Below are 24,100 nucleotides of genomic sequence, written 5' to 3' on the forward strand. Positions count from 1 at the left end.
CAAACAGAATATTTTAATTGCTTATTGTTATAATTTTTCTGAGAACTTATCTTTTTCGACCAGCTAATAGAGATTAGAGGTGATCGTGCCAAACCGTCGCTACCATATTCATATTGTATGTGCTGATAACGACCAGTTATTGGTATTGGATAGTATTGCGATATTTTTTCAAGGCCGTGCCTTTTTAACCTATGATGCTTCCAGTAGATTACCCAAAGCTTCGTTATATGGGCGTCAGTGTATTGATGCTTGTGATTATGCTTTGATGGTCATTGGCGATAGCTACGGTACGACGCAAAATAACGGTGTTAGTCAAATGCATTTGAGCTATCTCAATGCTAAAGCGAAGCTCAAACCTTTACTGATACTAATAAAGAAACATCATAACGGCGCCAATATCAGTAGACAGTTGCAAGAATTTACCACTGCAGTAACGTCAAAAACGGATAAGATTTATTATTACGAGACAGAAAACGACATCGAGCAATTGCTTATCCAAGCCTATTACAAAATGGTTGCTAGCCATAATATAGCTGCGGGATGGATCAGGGTTGATGAAGAGGCGATGAAGACTAACAAACCTTCAGCATCTGAGACTCTAGCGGCTACTTTGACAAATAATAGAGTGACAGGGCAAGAGACTACTGTCGTCCCTAGTCAGAGTATGGACGATAATGTCAGTAAGCCAATCGTATTGACAGAGACCTTTGAGATTCACTATAAAGCCCAAGCTTATGAGGGTGGTAATTTAACCGATGTGACAAGACCAATGGTATTGTCATGGCAAGACGTATTAATCACTCTGATAAAAATGCCAGCTACTTTTTCAAGCTATGGTCTACAAAGTGGTATCAACCGCTTAATCGCTGCGCGAGCTGAGATCGATATCAAGCGCGAGATGCCAAATGTCCATGCTGTGGCACGTTGTCAAATCTCTCAAGACGATCTCAATCATCTACAGCGGCAATTGGTTGCGGCTAATTGGATACAGCTAACTACCTATGGAACACGGGTCACACAGGAGCTTTGGAAGCTGACTTTTTATGCAAAAAGTTTACTTGATGCAAAAAATCCATCGATAGAAAATCCTGCTATATCAACCGCCACTAGCTAAATTATCGCCTTCGCTATTATCAGTCATTATCTTTGCTACCAATCTTAGAACCTCATACAAATCATGATTCACTAACACGTTTTTGCTGATGGCTACGTTTTGTAATACAAAGTATACGTGGCACTCGTTGTGAATCCCTTTGATACTCGTAATAATGATCAAGATGAACACATAATAATACTGAGCGATTAAGGAGAGCAAATAATGAGTAATGCTAAAAATGATGCGTTAAAAAGTGAGTTGGATAGCTTAGAGCAAACCATGCATGAGGCAAGTCAGTTTCATACATTAGAAGAGCAAGTAGCAGATATGAAGCGCCGCGGTATCGATCCGACCAAAGTCTATAAGGAATTGGATAGAAAGGAAGAGGATGCAGATTGGGGTGATGCCACGTGGAAAGAAAATGGCAAATGGGAGCCTAAGACGCCGGCAGATTTAGATGATAAAGCTCGTGAAAACTGGGATGGTGACAATGGTAAACCGAATCCACCGCCTATCGTTTAATGTCTAAAAATTAGATATATCATATAAACTGTGTCAGAACTGACATGATCAAAAAGCCATGCTAATTAGCGTGGCTTTTTATTTTTATTAATACTTAAAAGACATTACCTAATCAAGAGCCTTCATCAATACGTACCAGTTTTATAGTACCATCAGCACCCGTTACACGGCGATATCGCGTTGTGCTTGAGTTTGATGGGCTGATCGCTGTAGGCTGCGAGTAGCTATTAGGTGCGGTATTTTGCTGTTGAATTAATTGTCCCATACGATCAGCAGACGCGGGGTTTAAAGGACGACTGTTTGTTGGCTGGTTATATGGATTGCCGTATTGCGAAGTATTAGGCGCCGTATTACCAACGATGGCACGATAGAATTTCTGCCCTGCACGTCCATCAGCTGGAAAAATGCCACGACTAGACTGGTACTGCTGGATAGCAGTACGAGTATTATCACCGATAATGCCATCGACGGCGCCGATATCATATCCTGCATTTAATAATGCTTGCTGAATCGCTCTGGATTCTTGACGACCTATACCAGGATCGTCAGTTGGCCATGCCGTGATAAAGTCAGTTTTACTGCTACTCTCGCGAGTAATCAAATCTGATAAATGGGCAATCGCCAGTGCATAGCTTTCTGAGGCGTTATAAGAATAGAACGTATCAAAGTTTTTACCGACTAAGAATGCAGGGCCGTCAGGACCTGCTGGTAATAATAATCCAGCACTACTCAAGTCAGAAGGAAGCGGGCTGCCATTAGCAAGGGTTAAACCTTGATTGCGCCAGTGGCTCATCGATTTTTTATCTTTACGGTTGGACGCTGCCCAAAATCCACTTGGCAGTTTTACCTCATAACCCCATGCTTCGCCTGAACGGTAGCCACGTTTATCTAAGAAGTTTGCCGTAGAGGCAAGGGCATCGGGAACGCTATTGACCAAGTCGCGGCGACCATCGCCATCGAAGTCGACTGCCAACTCTAAAAATGTACTTGGCATAAATTGCGTCTGACCAAACGCGCCTGCCCATGAACCTGTCATATCGCTTGGCGCAATATCACCATTTTGTACGATTTTTAGTGCATTGGCATATTCGCCTTGGAAATAGCTTTGGCGGCGATCAAAGCAAGATAGGGTCGCTAAAGATTCAAACAAAGGTTTTTTTCCCAATGTCTGCCCAAAGTTAGACTCCACACCCCAAACGCCTAATACGTGCTCGGCTTTAACGCCATAGCGCGATTCAATTTTACGTAACGTATTCGCCCATTGACGCTTGGCACGGATACCATCTTCTACGCGTTCGGTATCAACAAGTGATGACAAATAATCCCAAACGTCTTTTTGAAATTCAGGTTGATAGTTTAGCGATTGAATAACACTAGGGTCAGGCTCACTGGGACGATAGTTATTAAAGGTATAGCTATCAACATCACGAAATTTGCTAGAGTTTTTTAGACCATCTAGACACTGCTGAAACTGAGCATTAGACAAATTTGGTGCGTCTGGCTTGGCAGCTTGAGCGGTGCTGGCAAGACTTAAGCCAATCGCTGCCGTCAATAAAGATAAGGTGGATAAGTGATTCAAGCGCATAAAAATATCCTATAAGCGTCGAAGTAGCTGTTAAAAAAAACAGTTACTAGAAATTAGTTATTAGAAAGTAAAACAAAGCGATTAAAAGTCGATTTTACTTAGAGTAACCAATCTCAATAGTAAAGAAAAGGTATCGTAGCACTCGGTTACTATAAGCTGACGTTGGCGTGAGGTTAGGATAGGGTTTTAGAAAATTATAGCATTACATAATTTTAGGAAAGTCTTTGGTTTTAATGTGGGTGATTAATTTTACAGGTGTTTTACAAAGCTATTTCGCTAATATGATATCCAACTCCTCAATAAAATCATGAATACGTGCTGCGTTTTTACCCAAATCGCTACCGCCAACCCGCGATTTACTACGGATATCAACCAGACGCTCGCTACCATTATCATTGATACGTACAACGACATCATCTTTAAAACCAAACCACGCCGTAGTATCTGTTGCTTCAACAATACCTTTATTAGCATCGATATTGACAAGCTCCCAACCTAAATTTTTAGCAACTTGTTCGGCAGCGTTCACCAATTCAGCTTTTGATTGTGAATAGACTAGCGTTTTTAGTTCCGGATAGCCTTGACGTTGTTGCTCGGCAGTTGCTTCACCAGCATAAGCGACTGGATTGGGTGCGTCAGCCCGTAGCGGAGCAATAGCGACAAACTCAGGTGGGTTGATTAAGTCAGTTGAAATATCATGAATAGGCGCTACGGTTTTGCCCTTACTCAGCATACTAAGTGGTAATCCGAGAGCAACGGCGGATAACGCAATGGTGACTACCACATTGGCAAGCGTTAGTGTATTTCGCTTAAATATAACTTGTAATACGAGCAACACAAGCGCTGCAACAGCAGTCAATATGCCATATTTAAATCCTGTAAACACCGTATCTAATTCAATGATGTCATACTTATAAAGAGGGCCTGTCAATACGACTAATAAGAAAGCAATAAGACTTACGAAACTCACTAAAATTTTCATTAGATTTCTCGCTTATGGTTTATTCAACAACCAAACATGCTCTGTCACCGCCATCTCAGGTGCAGCGTTCAAAGTCGATGGTTTGCCCTCAAGCTCTTGAATTTGATAGTGAGCGCTATAATACTGCTGGATTTGCTCATGACTGATTGAAAAGGGCGGTCCTGCTCGCTCATTTTGGTCGTAATTGAGTGTCAGTAATAACTGAGGAGCGTTTTGACTGAGGTCGATGACTTGCTGGCTATATTGCGGGCGCAACTCTGCTGGCATCGCAATTAATGCTGCTCGATCGTAGACCGCATCAACGCGACCAACATCATTAGTACTTAGCATAAATATATCTGCAACCCATAACGCTATTGTTTGTCCTGATAACTGCCCTTGATAGCATTTAATATTTGAATTTTTATCATACGCTTTTATCGTGTAAGAGATATTATTTTCAGCAAAAAATTCCTGTACCGCTGACTCAACCAATTCCACGCCGACCATATCAAAACCTTGATTGGCTAGCCAAATCATATCAATAGATTTGCCACATAAAGGAATAAATATACGGCTTCCGATGGCCATTTTTAAATCTGAAAAGTATTTAATCAATAAAGGATTCACCTTAGGCTGATTAAAGCCGATGCGTTTTTCCTTCCAGCGTGCTTGCCAAAATTCTGGATTCATTGCTTTAGCCTTCAGTTATAAGAATTTCTATTATCAGTTATTTTTTACAGTCGATGCATTATCATAACTTGTCGCTTGATATTGTCAAAGTCATTAACTCCAATAAAATTATCAAGAATTAAAAAAGCCAAATACTTATATTATAAGCATTTGGCTTTTATTAAATAATAAATTAAGACATGTCTGAAACGAATAAATTGTTAGGCAATGTGATGCTTAGCTCACCATATATTGACTGAACTCTTTACGCAGTTTGGCAAGTTTTGGTGGTATGGCAAAGTTGCAGTAAGCCTGTCCTGGGTTGCGATTAAAAAAGTCTTGATGTGTCTCTTCTGCTTGATAAAATTCAACCGCAGGATGTACTTCGGTCACCACATTTATACCCATGTCACGCAGCTTGTTAATGGTACGATCGATGGTCGGTTTTTGCGTTTCATCAGTGTAGAACACGACGCTACGATATTGGCTACCTACATCATTACCCTGACGATCCATTGTGGTGGGATCATGAGTGGCAAAGAAGACATCAAGTATCACTTCTAATGGGACAATCGATTCGTCAAATTCGACTTTAATCACTTCAACGTGACCAGTATCCCCACCGCAGACTGCTTCATAGTTGGCTGATACCGAATCGCCGCCCATATAACCTGATATTACAGACTGTACGCCTTTTACGGATAAAAATACTGATTCGGTGCACCAAAAACAGCCACCGCCTAATATAATGGTTTGCATAATTCTTCCTATTCTTATCATTATAAAATATGAGCCAAGCATGTTTTACAAATCTATTTTGCTTGGCGATATACATTTAGCTTAACAGTGCAGTTGCCTGCGATAAGTAACAAATAGTAATGTTATAATGGGCTTTTGCTACGTTAAAAAGCTCGTTATTATCAGCTGCTTATTATTGATAGCATCAGTCAAGATGATTACACACGTTAAAGTTTAGTTTAATTACCAAAGAATGAGTCACACTATGAGCCAATCTCAGCCTACCACTGTTAAACATGACACCTTATTCACCACGCCACTAGATAAAGCAGCGCGCTTTTCATTTGATGAGCAAGTGGTGGCTTGTTTTCCGGATATGATTCGACGCAGTGTTCCCGGTTATGGTCAGGTATTGGCGATGTTACCCATATTTGCTCGTCGTCATTGTAAATATCGCCAACAGAGTGATAGTGGTCAGCGTGTGAGCCGTATTTATGATTTGGGTTGTTCACTAGGTGCTGCAAGTATGACCTTGGCTGGCGAGTTTGAGCCGCAAGATTTGCAAATTAAAGCGATTGATATTTCACCTGCGATGACCACTGAAGCGACTACCTTACTGAATGATAATTATCCTGAGCATGACATAGAGGTCATCACTGCGGATATTCGCGATATTGAGCTTGAGCCATGTGATATGGTGATTTTGAATTTAACCTTACAGTTTTTACCGGCTGCCGGTAGAGTGGCGGTGTTAGAAAAGATTTATGCGGCACTCAGCGAAGGCGGTATATTGATATTGACCGAAAAGACTCATGCTTTTGATGAGCAGTATGATGCGTGGTTGGTTGAACGTTATTACGATTTTAAACGCGCCAATGGCTATACCGAAATGGAAATCAGCGGCAAACGAAATGCACTAGAAAACGTCCTTATTACGGATACTTTAGATGAGCATCATGCACGATTGGCGCAAGTAGGTTTTCAGCGTCATCTGACATGGTTTCAATTTTTAAACTTTGTCTCTATTGTGGCATTTAAATAACGGCTACATTGTTAGAACCTTTTTTATCCTATCTTTTGATCAACAGAGTAATCCGCTTTTATGCTTAACGACACTATTACCCACGCCGAACGTGAACTGTATTTAACCCTGCTAGAACTAGCGCAACAGCAGCCAAGTGCTTATGAATGGCTTACGCACTTGCCAACATGGTTAAATGATATCAAGGACAAGGCCAATTACGCGCATGCGCCTGCCTATCAAGCATCGGTTGCGCGTTTACCGAATATAACTGTCAATAATGTCGATCTGAACAGTGATGTCTTGACGATTGAGGCAAATCTTAGTGAGTCTCAGCGCAAACAAACAATGGCATTATTAAAGCAGCTGATGCCGTGGCGCAAAGGGCCTTTTCAAATTGGTGGTCAGCTCGAAAATCAAATTGATAGTGGTCAGAATGAAGATAAACAAGCCGCGCCAATATTGATTGATACCGAATGGCACAGTGATTGGAAATGGCAACGAGTCGCACCGCATTTGAGTCCTTTAAAAGGTCGCCGCGTCTTAGATGTAGGCGGTGGTTCTGGTTATCATGGTTGGCGTATGGCAGGGGCAGGCGCCGATACGGTCATCATCATTGACCCATCGTGCTTGTTTTATCATCAGTTTATGGCGATTCGGCACTTTGTAGGTAGCGCAGATGCTCATACTAATGCTTATGGTACAGGGCGTTATCGAACTCATTATATTCCAGTGCCGCTTGAAGCATTACCGGATAATAGCCAGCTGTTTGATACCGTGTTTAGCATGGGTGTGCTGTACCACCGTCAGTCACCTTTTGAGCACTTGCAACAGCTTAAAGGGCAGTTGGTTAAAGGCGGTGAGCTGGTACTTGAAACCTTGGTAATAGAAGGCGATGCCAATACGGTACTGGTACCGCATGACCGCTATGCTCAAATGAATAATGTGTACTTTTTACCTTCGGTTGCCGCATTAATAGGCTGGTTAGAGAAAGCTGGTTTTACTGAGGTGCGCTGCGTCGATGTGGCAGTCACCTCGACGGAAGAACAGCGTAAAACGGAATGGATGACCTATCATTCGTTAGCAGATTTTTTAGATCCTAATGATGCTAGCAAAACTCTTGAAGGCTATCCTGCGCCGATGCGTGCTACTCTAATTGCCAAAAAATAATTGGCAAAGCAGTAAATCTTCAATGCTTTTTAGATAAACCACCGTGTAAATGCCATTTCTAACAATATTTTTAAGATAAAACCGATAAAACCAGCACCAAGTGCCAAAAACATCCAAAATGTACCAGCACGACCAGCACCAGACTGTTTTGATAAGTCCCAAATGATAAAGAATAAAAAGGCAATAAAAATGGGCAATAAGATGTAAAGCCCCCAACTGGTAACGGTACTGGCAGCAATGGCAAACATAATTTTATCCTATATACGAAGTCATAAAGTACCACGTTCTCTGTTCGTTACTTTATTGCTTTTTAATGAAATACTTACAAATAGTTGAATAAATATTTAAGCGTCACGATATCTAGAGAAAGTAGCCAATAAATGGCGTTATTATAACGTGGAATAGGCTAGGTATGAATGTTTCATCAACCTTGGGAAACAGGAACGCTACAATAACTCTGACCTATGAGCCATCTGCCAATTATAATAACCCTTAAACGTCAAATAAACCCTAGCACCTTGCTATAAATAGCATTTTATCGCTATTTTTGGTCCAAATAGTGCAATAGCAGGTAAAGGTTGTTATATTTGCAGGTTACTTATCTTTTTATCGTATTTTATATTCCACCACTTTTATTGTTTATTTATCCGAGTTTATAGTCCTATGTCACAAGCCCAAATCGATACGCTTACCTCACTGTTTGACAGTGCGATTGCAGTCCTAAAAAATGACGGCGAATTACCGGCTGATTGGCAAAATAATAGCCAAATTACGCGTACTAAAGATACCAGCCATGGTGATTTTGCCAGCAATATTGCCCTAACTGCGGCCAAAGCTGCCAAAGCCAATCCGCGCCAAGTGGCTGAAAAAATCGTCAATGCATTGCCTGAGAATCAAGATATCCGCCAAATAGAAATCGCGGGTCCAGGGTTTATTAATGTGTTTTTGAATACTGAAGCCAAGTTTGCCGTGTTAGATGATATCTTCAATTTGCAAGATGGCTTTGGCTTAAGCAAGCAGTTTGACGGACAAAAAATACAGGTCGAATTTGTCTCTGCTAACCCAACTTCTAGCTTACACGTTGGTCACGGTCGCGGCGCTGCATTTGGTATGAGCGTATCAAACTTGCTTGAGGCGATTGGCTATGATGTCACGCGTGAGTACTATGTCAATGATGCCGGTCGCCAGATGGATATCTTAGCGACCAGTACTTATTTGCGCTATCTAGAAACCAATGGTGAGACGGTCACCTTCCCCGTCAACGGCTATCAAGGCGACTATGTCAGTGATATTGCTCAGACATTAAAGACGCAGCATGCTGATACTTACGTACATCGTTTCGCAGATATTGCCGAGAACGTGCCAGAAGATGCGCAGTTCGAAATAAATGCCGATGGCGAAAAAGTACTGCTATCAGGTGATAAAGAAGCCCATATCGATGGTCTAATTACTAATAGTAAAGCTTTACTTGGTAATGGTTATGAGCTTTTTCTAAATGCAGCCTTAAATAGTATTTTGGCAGATATCAAAGATGATCTGAATGATTTTGGCGTAAACTATGAGTGCTGGTTTAGCGAAAAATCAATCGATAGCGAGATTGAGCCGGTACTGCAGCTTTTAGAAGACAAAGGCTATCTCTACGAAAAAGAGGGCAATATCTGGTTTAAATCGACCGACTTTGGTGATGAAAAAGACCGTGTGGTACGCCGCGCTAATGGTCAAAGCACCTACTTTGCCTCTGATATCGCCTATCATAAAAATAAATTCGATCGCGGTTTTGACAAAGTAGTGAACGTTTGGGGTGCCGACCATCATGGTTATGTACCGCGCGTAAAAGCGGCTTTATTGGCGCTTGGTATCGATGCCGACCGTTTAGATGTGGTGTTGGTACAGTTTGTCGCATTATGGCGCGGTAATGAAAAAGTACAAATGTCATCACGCTCTGGTAAATTTGTGACCTTACGTGAGCTACGTCACGAGGTTGGCAATGATGCAGCGCGTTTCTATTACGTCGCGCGTAAGCCCGAAGTACATGTTGATTTTGACTTAGAGCTTGCGAAATCGCAAAGTAAAGACAACTTAGTTTATTACATTCAATATGCACATGCCCGCGTTTGCCGTGTGTTAGAAAAACTACAAGCCAGCGGTTTAAGTGTGGATGATGCGATAGGTGCGGCGCAGCAAGAATTACTTGTTGCACCAAGTGAAGAGGAGTTGATTAAGCTGCTTGCCGCTTATCCTGCTACCTTGATGCGCTCAGCGACAGGTTATGAGCCGCACATCTTGACTAATTACCTTAAAGAGTTGGCAGCGTTATTCCATGGTTGGTACGACAGCAATCGTATCTTGCCTGTGAGCCTGACTTCAGGTGAGACACCAAGCGCAGATGAGATGGCGATGATGCAAGCTCGTTTACGCTTATCTAAAGCAGTACGTCAAGTTATCAGTAACGGGCTTGGTTTATTAGGGCTGTCTGCACCGTCTAGCATGTAATAAAGCTGGCAACTGACAGTAATAATTCAATAATGACAGATAGATTCAGTAGGGAGAATGCGATCCATGTTAGCCAAAAAACCAAGAGGTGCCACTGAAAAGCGCAAAACAAGTAGTGCGTCAGGCTTATTATGGATGTTCGTTGGCGCAGTGTTGACACTGATGATTGGGGTGTTCTTATACTTATCACCATGGTTTAATTTTAGTCCCGCTGATACGGCTGGAGATCCTAATAAGCAAATACAGCAACGAGTGGATCCTGATGCTGACAATGGTGATTATGAATTCTATGATATTTTACCCAATCAAGAAATGGCAACCGTCCCTGATGAAGAATTTGACAAGACCGACAATGACCAGCTGGGTGAAATCATTGATTTTGAACCGGATGTGATTGTCAATCAAACTGACAGTAATGTGCCTAGTGCTAATGATGGTACGGGTAGTATTTCTGAAGGTACAACCAGTTCGCCAAATGCTGGCGCAGCTACTGGTAATGATGATATCGTTATTATTGAAGAAGATGCGACCTACGATGGTACGCCAGCGACAAGCAATCCGGGTACTAATGCAAACAAACCCAATGCTGGCAATGCAAGCATTCAAGCTGCTAAGCCTGCTGCTACGTATATCTTACAAATTAACAGTTTTGGTGATGCTGATGAAGCCGACCGTCGCCGTGCGCAAGTACTGATGGCAGGTGTTGATGCGAAAGTCGTTAAAAACACTACTGGTAATGGCTTGCCTATCTATCAGGTGATCTCACGCCCAATGAATAGTCGTCAAGCCGTTGCTACTGCTCAGCAGCGCCTGCAAAATAACGGGATTGATTCTATTATCGTTGAACAACGTCGTTAGTTTTAGATTGATTTGATTGTTTAGAAAAAAAGCGTCACAGTGGCGCTTTTTTTATACGTTTTTTTTGCTAATAGCGGCGTATTTTTTCTAAGCTTAACCCACTATATTGAAATTTTTTATTGCCACACTAACCGAGAGTATCGCTATGACGGTATCTAATTCAGCAGTAACCACGCACAGTCCTTTTAAAGCATTTTTTCAAAAATACTTTATCGATGCATTTACTGGTATGGCATTGGGGCTTTTTGTCACCTTAATAGCGGGTCTTATCATCTCGCAAATCGGTGGTTGGCTAAATCTTCCAACAATGATTGCTGTCGGAAAATTGGCATCTGTGTTAATGGGCGCGGGCATCGGTGTCGGCATTGCTTATTATCTAAAAGCGCCAACTTTGGTAATGCTTAGCTGTTTGGTCGCTGGTATGTTGGGCGCTCACTCTGAAGCATTAATGGCAGGGAATTTGTTTATCGCTCAAGAAGCAGGTCCGGCCACCTTTGCTGCGCTACCGGGTAATCCAATCGGTGCATATTTGGCGTCAGTTTTTGCCTATCGCGCTGGTACATGGGTTGCAGGCAAGACCAAGCTTGATATTCTACTGGTACCTTTACTGGTCTGCGCGGTGGCATTAGCCGTATGTGCGCTGCTCAATCCTCCTGTTGTTGCTGCGGTCAATGCCATTGGTCAAGGGATTCAAGCGGCAACTACTTTACAGCCATTATTAATGGGAATCGTAATCGCTGTCGTCGTCGGTATATTGCTAACGATGCCGACATCGAGTGCGGCCATTTGCATTGCAATTGGTCTTGGCGGGGTCGCAGGCGGGGCAGCGGTAGTCGGTTGTGCAGCGCATATGATTGGCTTTGCCGTCGCCAGCTTTAAGGACAACGGCATAAGTGGGGTGGTGTCTCAGGGTTTGGGCACTAGCATGCTACAAATCCCCAATGTGCTCAGAAAACCCATTATTTTATTACCGGCTGTTATAGCAAGTGCTATCGTCGGTCCGATAGCGACCGTCGGCTTTGAGCTAGCATGTACGGCTACAGGCGCAGGTATGGGAACTGCAGGACTGGTTGGCGTATTTGGCGTGATTGAAGCGTCAAAAGAGATTATGAGTACTGGTCAATTATGGACGGCGATTATTTTATTGATGTTTATATTGCCCGCTGTGATTGCTGGACTGGTGGCTTATATGATGCGCCGATTTGGTTGGTTGGTCGATGGCGATATGAAACTGCCTTAACATTCATTAAAAAATAAAAAGCATTCCTTAAAAAGTAAGATTTGAGGAAGAACTCAGGAAAATCGAAAAGCCCAGTTATCTAAGGTAGCTGGGCTTTTCATTCTTCTAGCATTTATAACATTTTTAAATTAGCGACGTACATCTTTAGGAGCGTCGCCCTTTGGCCAATCTTTGTCTTTATTGGCTTTTACCGGACGTGGCAAGTGAGTAAAGTAAGCAGCAATATCGACGGCTTCTTGGTCAGTTAACGTATTGCCTTGACCAAAGGGCATTTTGCCTTTGATAAATGCCGCAGCCGTATAGGTACGTGCCATACCAGCACCATCATTAAAGGACTTTTCACCAGCGACAGCAGGATAAACGTAAGTGCTATCGTCGTTATACTGACCTTCACCAGTGGCACCATGACAAACGCTACACTTCTCTGCAAATAGCTTTTCGCCATTGTCAGTGTTTGGCTCGAGGTTTTTATCCACTTTGACAAAACCGCGACCTTCAGGCGATACGCCAAAAGGCATGTCTTGTGACAACCAGCTCATGTAAGCCACCATCGCGTTCATATCATCTGAACCCAGATCAAGTGCCTTACCGTTCATCGAACGCTCAAAACAGCCGTTAATACGTTCTTGTATCGTATTGACACGACCTGCGCGCGTACGATAGATAGGATAGACACTGGGCATATTGTTCCAAGGCGCAGCATAAGCCTCTGAACCATTGCCAAGGTGACAGCTGGTACAGTTCAGCTGATTACCAACGTTATTTGGCATCTCTTTATAAGTGTGATTGGCAATTTGTAAGCCGCGACGCACAGCGGCACCAAACTCATCATCTGGAATCGTAGATTCATCAGGCATCTTAATAGTAGGATTGCCACTTGCCGTATCAGTGCCACCTGCGGTCGCAGTTATGTCATTGGCAGCTGGCATGTTACTTTTGATCGCTTCAGCGCGTGCTTCGAGATCTTTTACTCGTGCCAATGCTGCCGCTTCTTCGACACGGTCAACGGCTTTGGTTTCAGTGTGATCGCTACAACCAGTAATACCGACAGCACTAATGGCAAACATAGTGGCTATCAAAACGGAGCGCTTAGGATATGGGAGCGTTTTCATAGGAATATCCTTATTTTAAAAAGTAATATAGAAATTTAAATTTATATGCTAGTTTAGGTGCCATAATGGTAAAACCAACTCGATATTTTGTGTCAGTAAAAGGCTAAGAGCAGTAAAAATAAGGATAATCTTTAGAACAGCATAAAAATAACACGTAATATCGAGTCTTTGAGGCAATCTTAGTTGCTCAGCAGCTTAACTCTAGCGCTTGAAATATAACAAAGAATGAAGCGGTAGGTTGCTAGTAACATTAGTGTATCAAATACAAATACGTAAAGTGTTTTAAAATTGAAAACAGAAGCCATAATATCAGTGTTTCGTTGCTTCTTTTGAACTGAAGTTCTTGTATTTAGCATAAAAAAGCGCTCAAACATAAATCATGTTTGAGCGCTTTTTTTAAATTTTAGCTAACTTTTCGCTAATTAAAACGAGTGATGTAGCAAGTTAACAGTTAAGCAATTTCAGGCGTCTTGCCTTCGTTAATCACTTGCTCATCAACGAGTACAGTCTTAGCATCCTTCATAGAAGGCAGCTCATACATCGTCTCTAACAGAGCATTTTCAACGATAGAGCGCAGTCCACGAGCACCGGTTTTGCGTGCCATCGCTTTTTTAGCAATCGCATCAAGCGCTTCTTTGGTAAACGTAATGTCAGCGCCTTCCATATCAAACAGATACTTATACTGCTTCACCAAGGCGTTTTTAGGTTCCGTCAAAATCTGAACCAATGCATCTTCGTCTAGCTCTGTAAGCGCAGCAAGTACTGGAAGACGACCGATAAGCTCCGGAATAAGTCCAAACTTGATCAAATCTTCAGGCTCTACTTGTTGCAGTAGTTCTGAGCTACGACGACTATCATCTTTTGAGCTGACATCAGCATTAAAGCCAATGCCTGTCTTTTCAGTACGCTGCTGAATGACTTTATCAAGACCGGCAAACGCACCGCCAACGATAATCAAAATATTGCTGGTATCGACTTGGATCAACTCTTGCTGCGGATGCTTACGACCACCGTGTGGCGGAATAGCCGCGACCGTACCTTCGATAAGTTTTAGCAATGCTTGCTGTACGCCTTCACCCGACACATCACGCGTGATAGAAGGGTTATCACCTTTTTTGCTGATTTTATCAATCTCATCAATATAGATGATGCCTTGCTCCGCTTTACTAACATCATAATCTGATGCTTGTAATAGCTTTTGTACGATGTTTTCAACGTCTTCACCGACATAACCGGCTTCGGTCAAAGTCGTGGCATCCGCCATCGCAAAAGGAACATCAAGTAGACGTGCTAGCGTTTGCGCAAGTAAAGTCTTACCAGAACCTGTTGGACCAATCAGCAAAATATTACTCTTTGCCAATTCTACCATTGCATCATCAGCGCCAATTTTAGCTTTTTTGCTATCATTGGCTAAAGTTTGGCTGACCTTTAGGCGTTTGTAATGGTTATAAACGGCAACAGCCAAAGCTTTCTTAGCAGCATCCTGACCGATGACGTATTCATCAAGCTTGGCGCGCAATTCTTTTGGTGTTGGCAGTTTTTTATTGACCCAAGAGGTATCAATATCGCTATCGTCATCACCATGTTCGTCACTGTCGGCGATAAGGTCTGTACATAGCTCAATACATTCATTACAGATATTGGCATCGTCAGCGGCAATCAGCTGCTTCACTTCACTTTTTTCTTTGCCGCAAAACGAGCACTGCGGGGTGTTATCTTCTGCCATATACAGGCACTCCTAAAATTTTATACTTATAAATATTCTGATGTGTGTATCAATGCTTAAGTGCCTAATATAGAGCACTTAAGCATAAGCAGCGCTACTAGCTACATCGATACAGCTGCTCATAGACTGGCTATTATAAAGAAGCAGGGCGACGCTCTAATACTTCATCGATCAGACCATATTCTTTGGCTTCTTTAGCATCTAACCAATAATCACGCTCAACATCTTTTTCAATTTTGTCTACTGGCTGACCCGTACGCTCAGCCAAAATCTCGTTTAAGCGCGCACGAGTTTTTAGGATTTCACGTGCATTGATTTCGATATCCGTTGCTTGACCTTGTGCGCCGCCTGAAGGTTGATGAATCATGACGCGAGCATTGGCTAGGGCATAGCGTTTGCCTTTTTCACCAGCAGCCAGCAGGAATGAGCCCATGCTATAAGCACCGCCCATACAGATGGTTGATACTTCAGGTTTGATAAAGTTCATCGTATCAAAAATGGCCAAACCAGCACTGACCGAGCCGCCTGGTGAGTTGATATATAAATGAATGTCTTTATCAGGATTTTCGGCTTCCAAAAATAGCAGCTGCGCCACAATAAGATTGGCCATATGGTCTTCGACTTGACCGGTCAAAAAGATAACGCGCTCACGTAGTAGACGCGAGAAAATATCAAACGAGCGTTCGCCGCGAGCTGATTGCTCAACTACCATAGGAACTAATGCTGCTTGGGTTGCGCTTTGACTATACTGTGCGCTCTGGGCAGTAGTGTGTGCGCTCATCAGCATATCAAAATGCGGGTTGGCAGTGATGCGATCATAATCTGTCATAAAAATATCCTGTTTATAAAGATAGAAGATAAAAAGTAGAAAATCGTTAAATTTTTATTGGTGTTTATCATTGTAAACATTGTCGGTTTATAATAAAACCTATTACGCTAAATGAGACGGGTATCGCATCAATAGTTGATAAATAGCGGTAATAAAGGCTATTAGCTTAAAATAATTGAGCTAATGGTAACTTTTTTATCAGAGTAATAGTAACTTTTTAATGTGACAAATGATAAATGACTTCCTATTAATAGGGCGTTTGTGCGTACTTATCAAGGGTGCTGTCTATAATCTATCCATAAAGATAGCATATAAGCCACCAATAAAAATGCCCTAACAAATTTGTCAGGGCATTTTTAGAGCAATCTTAGCAGTCAGTACCAGTTAATGGCAAAGATTTAGCTAGATTACATTGCTTGCTGCTGTTGTTGCTGAGCAGCTAATAGGTCTTGGTAGCTAACTTCTTTGTCAGTTACTTTACCTTGCTCGATTAGATAATCAACCACTTGGTCTTCTAGTACTACAGACTCAATGTTCGCGCGCTGTTGCTTATCAGTGGTGTAGTACTCGATTACCTCACTTGGATCTTCGTAGTTTTCAGCCGCTTCTTTGATGAACGTCTCAACGCGAGCTTGGTCAACTTCTAAGCCTTTGGTATCGATAACGCGAGCAACGATGATGCCAAGACGTGCCGCACGTAGTGCTTGCTCTTCAAATAACTCATTTGGTAGCATATCTTTATCGAAGCTATCAGCATTCGCACCGAATTGCTGAGAAAAACGTTGCATCATCATGTTGCGTTGACGCTCGATTTCTTGCTCTAGCATAGCATTAGGTACGTCAAACTCGTTCTTTTCTAACAAAGCGTCAAATGTTGCTTGCTTTACTTGGCTACGAGCAGCATTTTTGATTTCGCGTTCCATGTTTTTGCGAACGTCGTCTTTTAACTTCTCAACGCCGCCTTCTTTGACACCGAATAGCTCAAGGAATGCATCGTCAATTTCTGGAAGCTTAGATTTTTCAACCAATTTTACGTTGATTTTGAACTGAGCTTCTTTACCCGCTAAGTTTTCAGCTTGATAATCTTCTGGGAAAGTCACGTCGATGGTTTTTTCTTCACCAGCTTTCATGCCTTTGATGCCTGCTTCAAAGCCAGGAATCATCTGATTGCTACCGATAACCAATTTGAAGTCTTCAGCAGAACCGCCTTCGAACTTCTCGCCATCGATAGAGCCTTCAAAGTCAAAAGTGACTTGATTGCCTTTGTCCGCTTTACCTTTTTTCTCAACGAATTCTTCACGTTGTTTTTGTAGGTTTTCGATCATGGTGTCAACATCAGCTTCATCAACTTTGGCTGTATGACGCTCAACTTCGATCTCATTGATACCTTGTACATCAACTTCTGGGAAGATTTCAACAGTGGCTTGATAAACCAAGAAATCGTCTTCAAGTTTTACGTCGTCGATATTCGGCATGCCAACGGCGCGGATGTCTTCAGATTTGATCGCTTCAAAAACGGTATCACGGATGACGTCGTTGATCACTTCTTGTTGAATGCCAGCACCGTACTGTGAACGGATATGTGACATAGGCACGTTACCTTTACGGAAACCGTCAATCTTGGCAGTTTTCGCTACTTGGCGAATACGGCCTTCAACTTTATTTTGAATCTTTTCAACGGGTACTTTAACCGTTAACTGAGTTTCTTTGTTAGATAGCTTGTTGGTTGTGACTTGTAAATCTGTAGCCATGATCATTACACCTTTAGGATTAAATAATAGACAACCATGCCTCAAAATACGGGCGTTTACGACTGGTTGCCGTTGGAATAAATAGGGGATAGTGATAGCAAGTCATTCTCAAATCAATGCCTTTAGCAATCGCTGCTGGCTCTGAAAAACGACATGTTTAATCTTAGTCGATACTATCAAATATCAATAATAAACCGTCAATAGGTCGCATAATAACGCTTTTTGGCGAATAATACAGACAATTAACGGCTTTCAACAAAATTTTAAAAGTAGAACAGTATAATCTATCTGTTTATTAAAGTAAAAATTATCTGTTTTGTCGTTTACGCGGTATCAATTTACTATATCAGTCATCTCATTTAAAGTACGTCTTGTATGTCTACGCCTGATTTACTGATGTGAGGATTAAATGGCATCAAATTGGATAACCACAAGAGATAAGCGTCTTATAAGGGCAATTGCACCAGTAACTGCTTGATCGCCTGACCGCGATGGCTGATGCTATTTTTATCCGCAGCGCTGAGGCTTGCCGCCGTCGCCTGCAGCTCTGGTAACCAGAACAGTGGATCATAACCAAAGCCACCATCACCATGTGGCAACTCTAAAATCTCACCGTGCCATAAACCTTGCGCGATAATCGGTAGCGAGTCATCAGCATGACGCACCATCGCTAGTACGCAAACGAACATGCCCTTAATAGCAGTATCAGGCTGCGCTGCGCGGATAGGCTGCAAGTCAGCGATAAGCTTTTCATTATTCTTACTATCGTTACCATGCTCACCGGCATAGCGCGCCGAATAAATACCGGGTGCATTACCCAATACTGGCACACAAAGTCCAGAATCGTCGGCAATCGCAGGCAATCCACTAATACGGCTAGCATGACGGGCTTTTATAATGGCATTTTCGATAAAACTCAAGCCATCTTCAATTGCATCGTCGATATCGAGCTGACCTTGAGGGACAATCGTCACATCCAAATCTGCTTCGGCAAACAATCTTGTGAACTCAGAAAGCTTGCCTTTATTATTGCTGGCGAGTACCCATTGCTTGTGAGATGTAGATTGGCTCAAGGGTCGCAATGTACTGGTAGCACTCATAGTTAATATTCCGTCATGTAATTAAGTCTAAATAAAAAATAGTGATTCATATTAAGGTGCTATTTTTATAATTTTTTTGTTTGCTGTTCGCAAGCAATACTGATTGCGCTTTGCATAACATTTGGTAACTGATATTTGTCGCCACTATTGCTATAATAGTTGCCAAGCTACAGTGAATTATATCTTATAGCTTGTGAATATTTGGTTAATAAAGGCTGACAAAGTCAAGTGTTTGGCTTTTGAGCCAAGAGCAAGAAAAGAATAATAGTTAATTTTGGATTCATAATAATACGTGATACTGTGTTCAGCAATACAATGTATTAATCGATAAAATTCATTTTAAACAATAAACTCAGCCAATTTAGCCAGCTACTTTATAGGGTTTTTTGCGTGTTAAAAATAGCGTAAAATTCAGTTTCCATAAAATAACAGCTAAAACAGCAAGGATAAAATAACTATGTCAAAGATTACTTTACCAGACCTACCATATGCAAAAGATGCTTTAGAGCCGCACATCAGTGCTGAAACTTTAGAGTTCCATCATGATAAGCATCACAATGCATACGTGACTAAGCTTAACGAATTGCTACCAGGTTCTGGTCTAGAAGACAAAACGTTGTCAGAAATCATCTTAGCAACAGCTAAAAATGACAGCAAGCAAGGTATGTTTAACCAAGCAGCCCAAGTATGGAACCACACGTTCTATTGGAACTGCATGACGCCAACGAACGGCGGCGGCGAACCTACTGGCGATCTAAAAGCTAAAATCGAAGAAGACTTCGGTAGCTATGACAAATTCCGTGAAGAGTTCAAAAATGCAGCATTGACTCAGTTTGGTTCAGGTTGGGCATGGCTAGTCGCTGATAAAGTCGGTGGCAAATTATCTATCGCCAAAACAGCTAACGCTGATACACCACTTGCACATGACCAAATCGCGGTATTGACTTGTGATGTATGGGAACATGCTTACTACATCGATTATCGTAACCGTCGTCCTGATTACGTCGACACGTTCCTAGACAAGCTAGTGAACTGGGACTACGCAAATGCTAAATATAAAGGTCAAGATGCTGGTGTTGAAGAGTAATCTTTAACCACTAAGTATTTGATTTGAAAAAAGGACGCTGAGAGGCGTCCTTTTTTTTGGTTTGAGTTTGTCTAAATATATTATTTTAGCTCAAATGGTGATTTAAAGCTTCTCTTACTTCATTCCAAAAATGAATTTGATCGAATGGGATACGGTCATAAGGATATTTTTTTGATAGCTTACAATCGCCTAAGACCTTTGGAGGTTCTTCACTATAATTACTTAATATAACTATAGTAATAGCAGATTCGTTAATCGGTACTTGCGTTTGATGAAATGTGCCACGCGGGACTCGATACTGTTCTCCACAGCATCTTATTTCATCAGATTCGATAATTACTTGAATTTCATCTTTAGTCCTGATGATTTCAGATCCACCTTCAAAATAATTCACTAAATAGATCCATTTGCCTATTCCTGAAACAGTACGATACTGTAAGTCTCTTACTTTACCTTTGAGAATTAAGCTGTTCAACGTATAAGAATGCGTGTGTATAGGCCAGTCTGGGTTTTTTACTCTTCTTATCCTTTTAGGCCAATAGTGCAAGCGTATAGTATTATTTGAAGGTATATCTTCAATTACACAAGAAACAAATCCTAATGGATGCCAAAGTGGAATGAGATTCGACGAAAAAGCATCAATGTTTTGAGAAATGAATTTCAATAATTCTGAAAAATTAATTTGCATAAGGATTTTCCAAAACAATACAAGTTTGAAGTATCTTTTGTGGTGTAATTCTTTGACAAAGCTCCGACATGCCTGCTTTATTTAGTATGTTTACTATATCCTCACTTTCAAGCAGAGACAACTCTATACCGTGTCTAGCACCTCCTAAATTAACTTTTCTTCCTTGCTCTCTAGTAAACTCCATAGACATTTCAAAGTGCGTGTATGAGAAATGATCTTTTGTTACTTTTAAGGCAGGGCTACGTCTGTCTTCTACAGTTAAAATCATTGCATCATCGTTGGAATCAATTCGAACCGGATCAAATGATTTAGACAGATAAAGTTCAATGGTTCCTCTTTTATTTATAGAATACCAAGCGCAAACTACAATCGTCACGAGAACTTGTAATACAACTTCATCAGTATCATACTTTTTTCCTTTATCTATAGAATTTATCTGACTGCGATAATGTGCGTGTTTCTCACATAATTCTTTATCAGTAGGGTCGATGATACAAGCACTAATATGGCAATTTTGTTTGTCGGCTAAGGTGGGTAATACTTTCCCACGCATATAACGCCCAAAATTTCCTTTATAACGCCACCTTGTAGCAGAATTAAGTAGCTCATCGAACTCTTTCGTAATTTTTGCAGCCTCTATTTCCATTAATCCTGCGCCTTTTATACGGCGAGGAATAAAAGATGAAATAACCCATAGTAAAAATAGAGTTGTAAGAATTGCTGCAGCAATTGATCTAACATACCCTAGAGAAGCCTCTAAAAAAGATAGTTCGCTTACTTTCCAGTCAAATATTAATATAATTGTGAATAGAGCTATTAATAGTGCTACGAATGTTCGTCTATGCGCTTTAGGGAAAGTTAATATTAAATCTGGATCCATTGTTATATTTAGCCTCAAATGCTTGGTTAATGATTCTAATTTCTATATCATTGTTTTTAAGTACTATAACACCTCAAACCCAAACCTACCCAACGCCTCTCTGAGCATCGCAATATTATAATAAGCATGCGCATTGACGGTGTTTTGAAAGAAGATATATAGCGTATCAAAATGCTGACGCTGATTGGCAATTGCTTGCGCCCAATCCTGCATTTCCGCCTCGCTATAACGATAATCATGACGGTCAGCCGCACTCATCGCATCCCACCAGTTTAGATTATTGCCATGCATACGCAGGTAACCAGTGCGCTCGGTAAATATCAGCCTTGATGGCGGTAGACCGCTGACTTTGGGATAATCAACACTACACCAAATCAAGCCTTGTTTGACAAAACTATCGACCACTTGCGGGGTATGCCAGCCGTTATGACGAAACTCAATAGCGAGTGGGTAGTCTTTAAACCAACTGACCAGATTTGCCAGATAGAGACGATGCTCACGGGTACGATCAAAGCCGTGCGGGAATTGTAATAATAATGGCGCTAGAGCATTGGCTTCGATAAGCGGGGATAGCGCATTTAAAAACGCTTGCGCGTGATCGCTAGTGCCCTTACGCGCATGAGTAAAGTCTTGATGCAGCTTAACCGCGAACTTCAATTCACTGTCTGCTTGCACATAGGCTTTATCGACCATACCAGCAAAGGCTTTTTGTCCAATAGGTGCGTAAAAAGTGCTATTAATCTCTACCGCGCCATATTGCTTGGCATATTCACGTAAGAAGTCTGTCTTTTTGGTACCCGTTGGATACAGCGTACCGAGTAAATCGGTATCGCTATAACCGCCAGTACCGAGGTAAATACGCGGAGTAGGGGCACTGTCCATGTTGATCACTCACTGCCGTTTTCGGTAATAAAGTTTGCTACGATATCTTTTGTCTTCGGTTATTTGCCAAGCTACTTTTTACGCGACCATAGCCACTCAATCAGTGCCAATAGCGCGTCATTGTCTGTGTCAATGTTGTCGGTGCTACTGTTCAAATCACCATTACTCATTTCGCGAATGATGGCAGCACGCCCGTCATCAAATAGCGATTGCGCATAGCTGGTCGCATTATTGACACCCATCAATTTTACATAGGTAGATTTGTCTAACTTTTCATCACTGCCGGCAGGTTTACCAAGCGTATCAGTAGAGGTCGTTACGTCTAGAATATCGTCCTGAACTTGAAAGGCGAGACCGATATGCTGTGCATACTCTTGTAGAGCCATGCGCTGCGGAACCGTCGCGCCAGCACAGATACCGCCCATCAACATCGCCGCTTCAATTAATGCGCCGGTTTTATCACGGTGAATGGCTTCTAAATCGTTTTGCGAAATCCCAGTGGTGGCTTCGGCATTGAGATCAAGCATTTGACCCGATACCATGCGCCGTGCACGCGGGGCAAATATAGCGATAAGCTGGCTTGCGATAGCGGAATCAAAAGGCGCAAAGGTTGGCAGCTCCGCAGTCAATACTTCAAAGGCTAGCGTCTGTAATACGTCACCTGCGAGTAGGGCGGTCGATTCTTCAAAGACGATATGAGCAGTTGGCTGACCACGGCGCAGCTCGTCATCGTCCATACATGGCAAGTCATCATGCACCAGCGAATAAGTATGCAGCAGCTCCACTGCCAACGCTGCACGGCGGCACATATCATAATCGGAGTCGTTTTCTAACAAAGATGCCAAGGCATTGTCTTTATCGACGATTGTGTCATTATGGTTATAAGTGCTGGAAAAAGCGCTGGCAACCAGTAGTGGACGTACCAATTTCCCTGTACCTGTCATTACATAGCGGCAAGCGTCAAGCAGCGGGCTTGGCAGCTCAGCATAATCAAATAACACTTCGATATCTTTAGCTAATTGCGCGCGCACCTCATGGTGAAACTGCTCTGTACTATTAAAAGGGATAAAGCTAATAGGAACAACGCTCGACGTAGAAGAAACAGACATAACCCAACCTTCTATCAGGTGAATAATAAAAATATCGTTAGTGTAACATGATAGATTATATTCCTTATGCCACATGCATAATCCCTAATGTATTTTTTAAAGTTGTATATTAAAAATAGAAGGTTTGAGATCAAAAATAGAAAGCTTAATATGAAAAGCGGTATGAAATAATGCAACAAGCCCTCGTTACGCATTGGCGATTTAACTTAGTAGTTAAATATGTTTTGATAAGAGGCTGCATTTAAAGGTTAATCACCACGGTCTAATTCCAGTATACAAACAATCACTTAAGGCAGATTGCTAGTCAGGTAAAGGGCTGCTGTGGATTTAAGAGTGACTTGCGAGTATGGTATTAGCTTGTGACAGTCGGGGGCATAATCCCCTACACTAATTGGCGTGAAATTGGTCTAGCGATTGATAATTGAGTTTTTACACCATTTATCAATCGAAAAACGACTATAAAACCAAATCTCAGTCAATAGCTACAATAGTAGTAATATAATATAAGTACATAGCTATAAAGGTACAAGCATAAGCGCTAGATAATAAAGATATCTTCACCGTTCAATTTGGCTCACTT

Annotated in this window: 22 protein-coding genes; 8 read left to right on the forward strand and 14 right to left on the reverse strand. The window is 41.7% G+C overall.

Annotated elements, in window-relative coordinates:
* Nucleotides 1–85: 85 nt before the first annotated feature.
* On the forward strand, nt 86–1,114 hold the full coding sequence (locus FQ082_RS11615; RefSeq protein ID WP_262498217.1) for a DUF4062 domain-containing protein: 1,029 nt from the start codon (nt 86–88) through the stop codon (nt 1,112–1,114).
* Between the two features lie 204 nt (nt 1,115–1,318).
* Nucleotides 1,319–1,618: a hypothetical protein gene (locus tag FQ082_RS11620; RefSeq protein WP_011514557.1), complete on the forward strand. Its 300-nt coding sequence runs from the start codon at nt 1,319–1,321 to the stop codon at nt 1,616–1,618.
* A 112-nt stretch (nt 1,619–1,730) separates the two neighbouring features.
* Here FQ082_RS11620 and FQ082_RS11625 read toward each other — a convergent pair whose 3' ends face one another.
* The 4 genes from FQ082_RS11625 to msrA all read right to left on the reverse strand — a co-directional run bounded on the left by FQ082_RS11625 (nt 1,731) and on the right by msrA (nt 5,595).
* Complete coding sequence (locus FQ082_RS11625; RefSeq protein ID WP_149493202.1) at nt 1,731–3,203, reverse strand: lytic murein transglycosylase; 1,473 nt, start codon at nt 3,201–3,203, stop codon at nt 1,731–1,733.
* 268 nt (nt 3,204–3,471) lie between these two features.
* Nucleotides 3,472–4,185 (reverse strand): DUF1499 domain-containing protein, encoded by a 714-nt coding sequence (locus FQ082_RS11630; protein WP_149493203.1) that lies wholly within the window; start codon nt 4,183–4,185, stop codon nt 3,472–3,474.
* 12 nt (nt 4,186–4,197) lie between these two features.
* On the reverse strand, nt 4,198–4,857 hold the full coding sequence (gene tmpT / locus FQ082_RS11635) for a thiopurine S-methyltransferase (protein ID WP_149493204.1): 660 nt from the start codon (nt 4,855–4,857) through the stop codon (nt 4,198–4,200).
* 216 nt (nt 4,858–5,073) lie between these two features.
* Nucleotides 5,074–5,595, reverse strand: coding sequence for a peptide-methionine (S)-S-oxide reductase MsrA (gene msrA / locus FQ082_RS11640; protein ID WP_149493205.1), 522 nt, complete (start codon nt 5,593–5,595; stop codon nt 5,074–5,076).
* A gap of 232 nt (nt 5,596–5,827) precedes the next feature.
* Here msrA and cmoA point away from each other — a divergent pair, with 232 nt between their 5' ends.
* Both cmoA and cmoB read left to right on the forward strand, forming a co-directional pair.
* Nucleotides 5,828–6,616, forward strand: a complete 789-nt coding sequence (gene cmoA, locus FQ082_RS11645) for a carboxy-S-adenosyl-L-methionine synthase CmoA (RefSeq protein WP_149493206.1) — start codon at nt 5,828–5,830, stop codon at nt 6,614–6,616.
* Nucleotides 6,617–6,676: 60 nt separating this feature from the next.
* The gene (cmoB, locus tag FQ082_RS11650) at nt 6,677–7,765 is read left to right on the forward strand and encodes a tRNA 5-methoxyuridine(34)/uridine 5-oxyacetic acid(34) synthase CmoB (RefSeq protein WP_149493207.1); all 1,089 of its coding nucleotides are present in this window, start codon (nt 6,677–6,679) and stop codon (nt 7,763–7,765) included.
* A gap of 29 nt (nt 7,766–7,794) precedes the next feature.
* Here the strand turns inward: cmoB and FQ082_RS11655 are convergent, their stop codons facing one another.
* Nucleotides 7,795–8,013: a DUF2788 domain-containing protein gene (locus tag FQ082_RS11655; protein WP_020444359.1), complete on the reverse strand. Its 219-nt coding sequence runs from the start codon at nt 8,011–8,013 to the stop codon at nt 7,795–7,797.
* Nucleotides 8,014–8,428: 415 nt separating this feature from the next.
* Here FQ082_RS11655 and argS point away from each other — a divergent pair, with 415 nt between their 5' ends.
* The 3 genes from argS (at nt 8,429) to FQ082_RS11670 (ending at nt 12,356) form a co-directional block, all read left to right on the forward strand.
* Nucleotides 8,429–10,258 (forward strand): arginine--tRNA ligase, encoded by a 1,830-nt coding sequence (gene argS, locus FQ082_RS11660; protein WP_149493208.1) that lies wholly within the window; start codon nt 8,429–8,431, stop codon nt 10,256–10,258.
* 66 nt (nt 10,259–10,324) lie between these two features.
* Nucleotides 10,325–11,116 (forward strand): SPOR domain-containing protein, encoded by a 792-nt coding sequence (locus FQ082_RS11665; protein WP_149493209.1) that lies wholly within the window; start codon nt 10,325–10,327, stop codon nt 11,114–11,116.
* A 145-nt stretch (nt 11,117–11,261) separates the two neighbouring features.
* On the forward strand, nt 11,262–12,356 hold the full coding sequence (locus FQ082_RS11670; RefSeq protein WP_149493210.1) for a PTS transporter subunit IIC: 1,095 nt from the start codon (nt 11,262–11,264) through the stop codon (nt 12,354–12,356).
* Between the two features lie 128 nt (nt 12,357–12,484).
* Here FQ082_RS11670 and FQ082_RS11675 read toward each other — a convergent pair whose 3' ends face one another.
* The 5 genes from FQ082_RS11675 to rdgB form a co-directional block, all read right to left on the reverse strand.
* On the reverse strand, nt 12,485–13,468 hold the full coding sequence (locus FQ082_RS11675; protein ID WP_149493211.1) for a c-type cytochrome: 984 nt from the start codon (nt 13,466–13,468) through the stop codon (nt 12,485–12,487).
* A 451-nt stretch (nt 13,469–13,919) separates the two neighbouring features.
* Nucleotides 13,920–15,194 (reverse strand): ATP-dependent protease ATP-binding subunit ClpX, encoded by a 1,275-nt coding sequence (gene clpX / locus FQ082_RS11680; protein WP_020444354.1) that lies wholly within the window; start codon nt 15,192–15,194, stop codon nt 13,920–13,922.
* 133 nt (nt 15,195–15,327) lie between these two features.
* Nucleotides 15,328–16,023: an ATP-dependent Clp endopeptidase proteolytic subunit ClpP gene (gene clpP, locus FQ082_RS11685; RefSeq protein WP_133104853.1), complete on the reverse strand. Its 696-nt coding sequence runs from the start codon at nt 16,021–16,023 to the stop codon at nt 15,328–15,330.
* A 407-nt stretch (nt 16,024–16,430) separates the two neighbouring features.
* Complete coding sequence (gene tig, locus FQ082_RS11690) at nt 16,431–17,774, reverse strand: trigger factor (RefSeq protein WP_011514543.1); 1,344 nt, start codon at nt 17,772–17,774, stop codon at nt 16,431–16,433.
* 446 nt (nt 17,775–18,220) lie between these two features.
* Complete coding sequence (rdgB, locus tag FQ082_RS11695; protein WP_149493212.1) at nt 18,221–18,874, reverse strand: RdgB/HAM1 family non-canonical purine NTP pyrophosphatase; 654 nt, start codon at nt 18,872–18,874, stop codon at nt 18,221–18,223.
* A 457-nt stretch (nt 18,875–19,331) separates the two neighbouring features.
* On the opposite strand from rdgB, the gene FQ082_RS11700 reads away from it, so the two are divergent.
* Nucleotides 19,332–19,961, forward strand: coding sequence for a superoxide dismutase (locus tag FQ082_RS11700; RefSeq protein ID WP_149493213.1), 630 nt, complete (start codon nt 19,332–19,334; stop codon nt 19,959–19,961).
* Between the two features lie 85 nt (nt 19,962–20,046).
* On the opposite strand, the gene FQ082_RS11705 is transcribed toward FQ082_RS11700, so the two are convergent.
* The 4 genes from FQ082_RS11705 to FQ082_RS11720 all read right to left on the reverse strand — a co-directional run bounded on the left by FQ082_RS11705 (nt 20,047) and on the right by FQ082_RS11720 (nt 23,520).
* A complete protein-coding gene (locus FQ082_RS11705; protein WP_149493214.1) occupies nt 20,047–20,649 on the reverse strand; it encodes a hypothetical protein in 603 nt (200 codons plus the stop codon).
* Nucleotides 20,639–21,529 carry a hypothetical protein gene (locus FQ082_RS11710; RefSeq protein ID WP_149493215.1) on the reverse strand — a complete coding sequence of 297 codons (891 nt, stop codon included), beginning with the start codon at nt 21,527–21,529 and terminating at the stop codon, nt 20,639–20,641. Before FQ082_RS11710 ends, FQ082_RS11705 begins: the two co-directional genes overlap by 11 nt.
* A gap of 63 nt (nt 21,530–21,592) precedes the next feature.
* Nucleotides 21,593–22,411 (reverse strand): DUF72 domain-containing protein, encoded by an 819-nt coding sequence (locus tag FQ082_RS11715; protein ID WP_149493216.1) that lies wholly within the window; start codon nt 22,409–22,411, stop codon nt 21,593–21,595.
* A gap of 71 nt (nt 22,412–22,482) precedes the next feature.
* Nucleotides 22,483–23,520 carry a polyprenyl synthetase family protein gene (locus FQ082_RS11720; protein ID WP_149493217.1) on the reverse strand — a complete coding sequence of 346 codons (1,038 nt, stop codon included), beginning with the start codon at nt 23,518–23,520 and terminating at the stop codon, nt 22,483–22,485.
* Nucleotides 23,521–24,100 lie beyond the last annotated feature (580 nt).

The sequence above is a fragment of the Psychrobacter sp. ANT_H56B genome (assembly GCF_008369245.1).
Lineage (GTDB): Bacteria > Pseudomonadota > Gammaproteobacteria > Pseudomonadales > Moraxellaceae > Psychrobacter > Psychrobacter cryohalolentis.

Excerpts from the sequence above, each read along its gene's own strand:
- cmoB (WP_149493207.1), top strand. The coding sequence starts at position 6,677 with ATGCTTAACGACACTATTACCCACGCCGAACGTGAACTGTATTTAACC.
- FQ082_RS11620 (WP_011514557.1), top strand. The coding sequence starts at position 1,319 with ATGAGTAATGCTAAAAATGATGCGTTAAAAAGTGAGTTGGATAGCTTA.
- FQ082_RS11700 (WP_149493213.1), top strand. The coding sequence starts at position 19,332 with ATGTCAAAGATTACTTTACCAGACCTACCATATGCAAAAGATGCTTTA.
- rdgB (WP_149493212.1), bottom strand. The coding sequence starts at position 18,874 with ATGAGTGCTACCAGTACATTGCGACCCTTGAGCCAATCTACATCTCAC.
- clpP (WP_133104853.1), bottom strand. The coding sequence starts at position 16,023 with ATGACAGATTATGATCGCATCACTGCCAACCCGCATTTTGATATGCTG.
- FQ082_RS11720 (WP_149493217.1), bottom strand. The coding sequence starts at position 23,520 with ATGTCTGTTTCTTCTACGTCGAGCGTTGTTCCTATTAGCTTTATCCCT.
- FQ082_RS11705 (WP_149493214.1), bottom strand. The coding sequence starts at position 20,649 with ATGCAAATTAATTTTTCAGAATTATTGAAATTCATTTCTCAAAACATT.
- FQ082_RS11655 (WP_020444359.1), bottom strand. The coding sequence starts at position 8,013 with ATGTTTGCCATTGCTGCCAGTACCGTTACCAGTTGGGGGCTTTACATC.
- tig (WP_011514543.1), bottom strand. The coding sequence starts at position 17,774 with ATGGCTACAGATTTACAAGTCACAACCAACAAGCTATCTAACAAAGAA.
- argS (WP_149493208.1), top strand. The coding sequence starts at position 8,429 with ATGTCACAAGCCCAAATCGATACGCTTACCTCACTGTTTGACAGTGCG.
- FQ082_RS11715 (WP_149493216.1), bottom strand. The coding sequence starts at position 22,411 with ATGGACAGTGCCCCTACTCCGCGTATTTACCTCGGTACTGGCGGTTAT.
- cmoA (WP_149493206.1), top strand. The coding sequence starts at position 5,828 with ATGAGTCACACTATGAGCCAATCTCAGCCTACCACTGTTAAACATGAC.
- FQ082_RS11625 (WP_149493202.1), bottom strand. The coding sequence starts at position 3,203 with ATGCGCTTGAATCACTTATCCACCTTATCTTTATTGACGGCAGCGATT.
- clpX (WP_020444354.1), bottom strand. The coding sequence starts at position 15,194 with ATGGCAGAAGATAACACCCCGCAGTGCTCGTTTTGCGGCAAAGAAAAA.
- FQ082_RS11675 (WP_149493211.1), bottom strand. The coding sequence starts at position 13,468 with ATGAAAACGCTCCCATATCCTAAGCGCTCCGTTTTGATAGCCACTATG.
- FQ082_RS11710 (WP_149493215.1), bottom strand. The coding sequence starts at position 21,529 with ATGGATCCAGATTTAATATTAACTTTCCCTAAAGCGCATAGACGAACA.
- FQ082_RS11630 (WP_149493203.1), bottom strand. The coding sequence starts at position 4,185 with ATGAAAATTTTAGTGAGTTTCGTAAGTCTTATTGCTTTCTTATTAGTC.
- tmpT (WP_149493204.1), bottom strand. The coding sequence starts at position 4,857 with ATGAATCCAGAATTTTGGCAAGCACGCTGGAAGGAAAAACGCATCGGC.
- FQ082_RS11665 (WP_149493209.1), top strand. The coding sequence starts at position 10,325 with ATGTTAGCCAAAAAACCAAGAGGTGCCACTGAAAAGCGCAAAACAAGT.
- FQ082_RS11670 (WP_149493210.1), top strand. The coding sequence starts at position 11,262 with ATGACGGTATCTAATTCAGCAGTAACCACGCACAGTCCTTTTAAAGCA.
- msrA (WP_149493205.1), bottom strand. The coding sequence starts at position 5,595 with ATGCAAACCATTATATTAGGCGGTGGCTGTTTTTGGTGCACCGAATCA.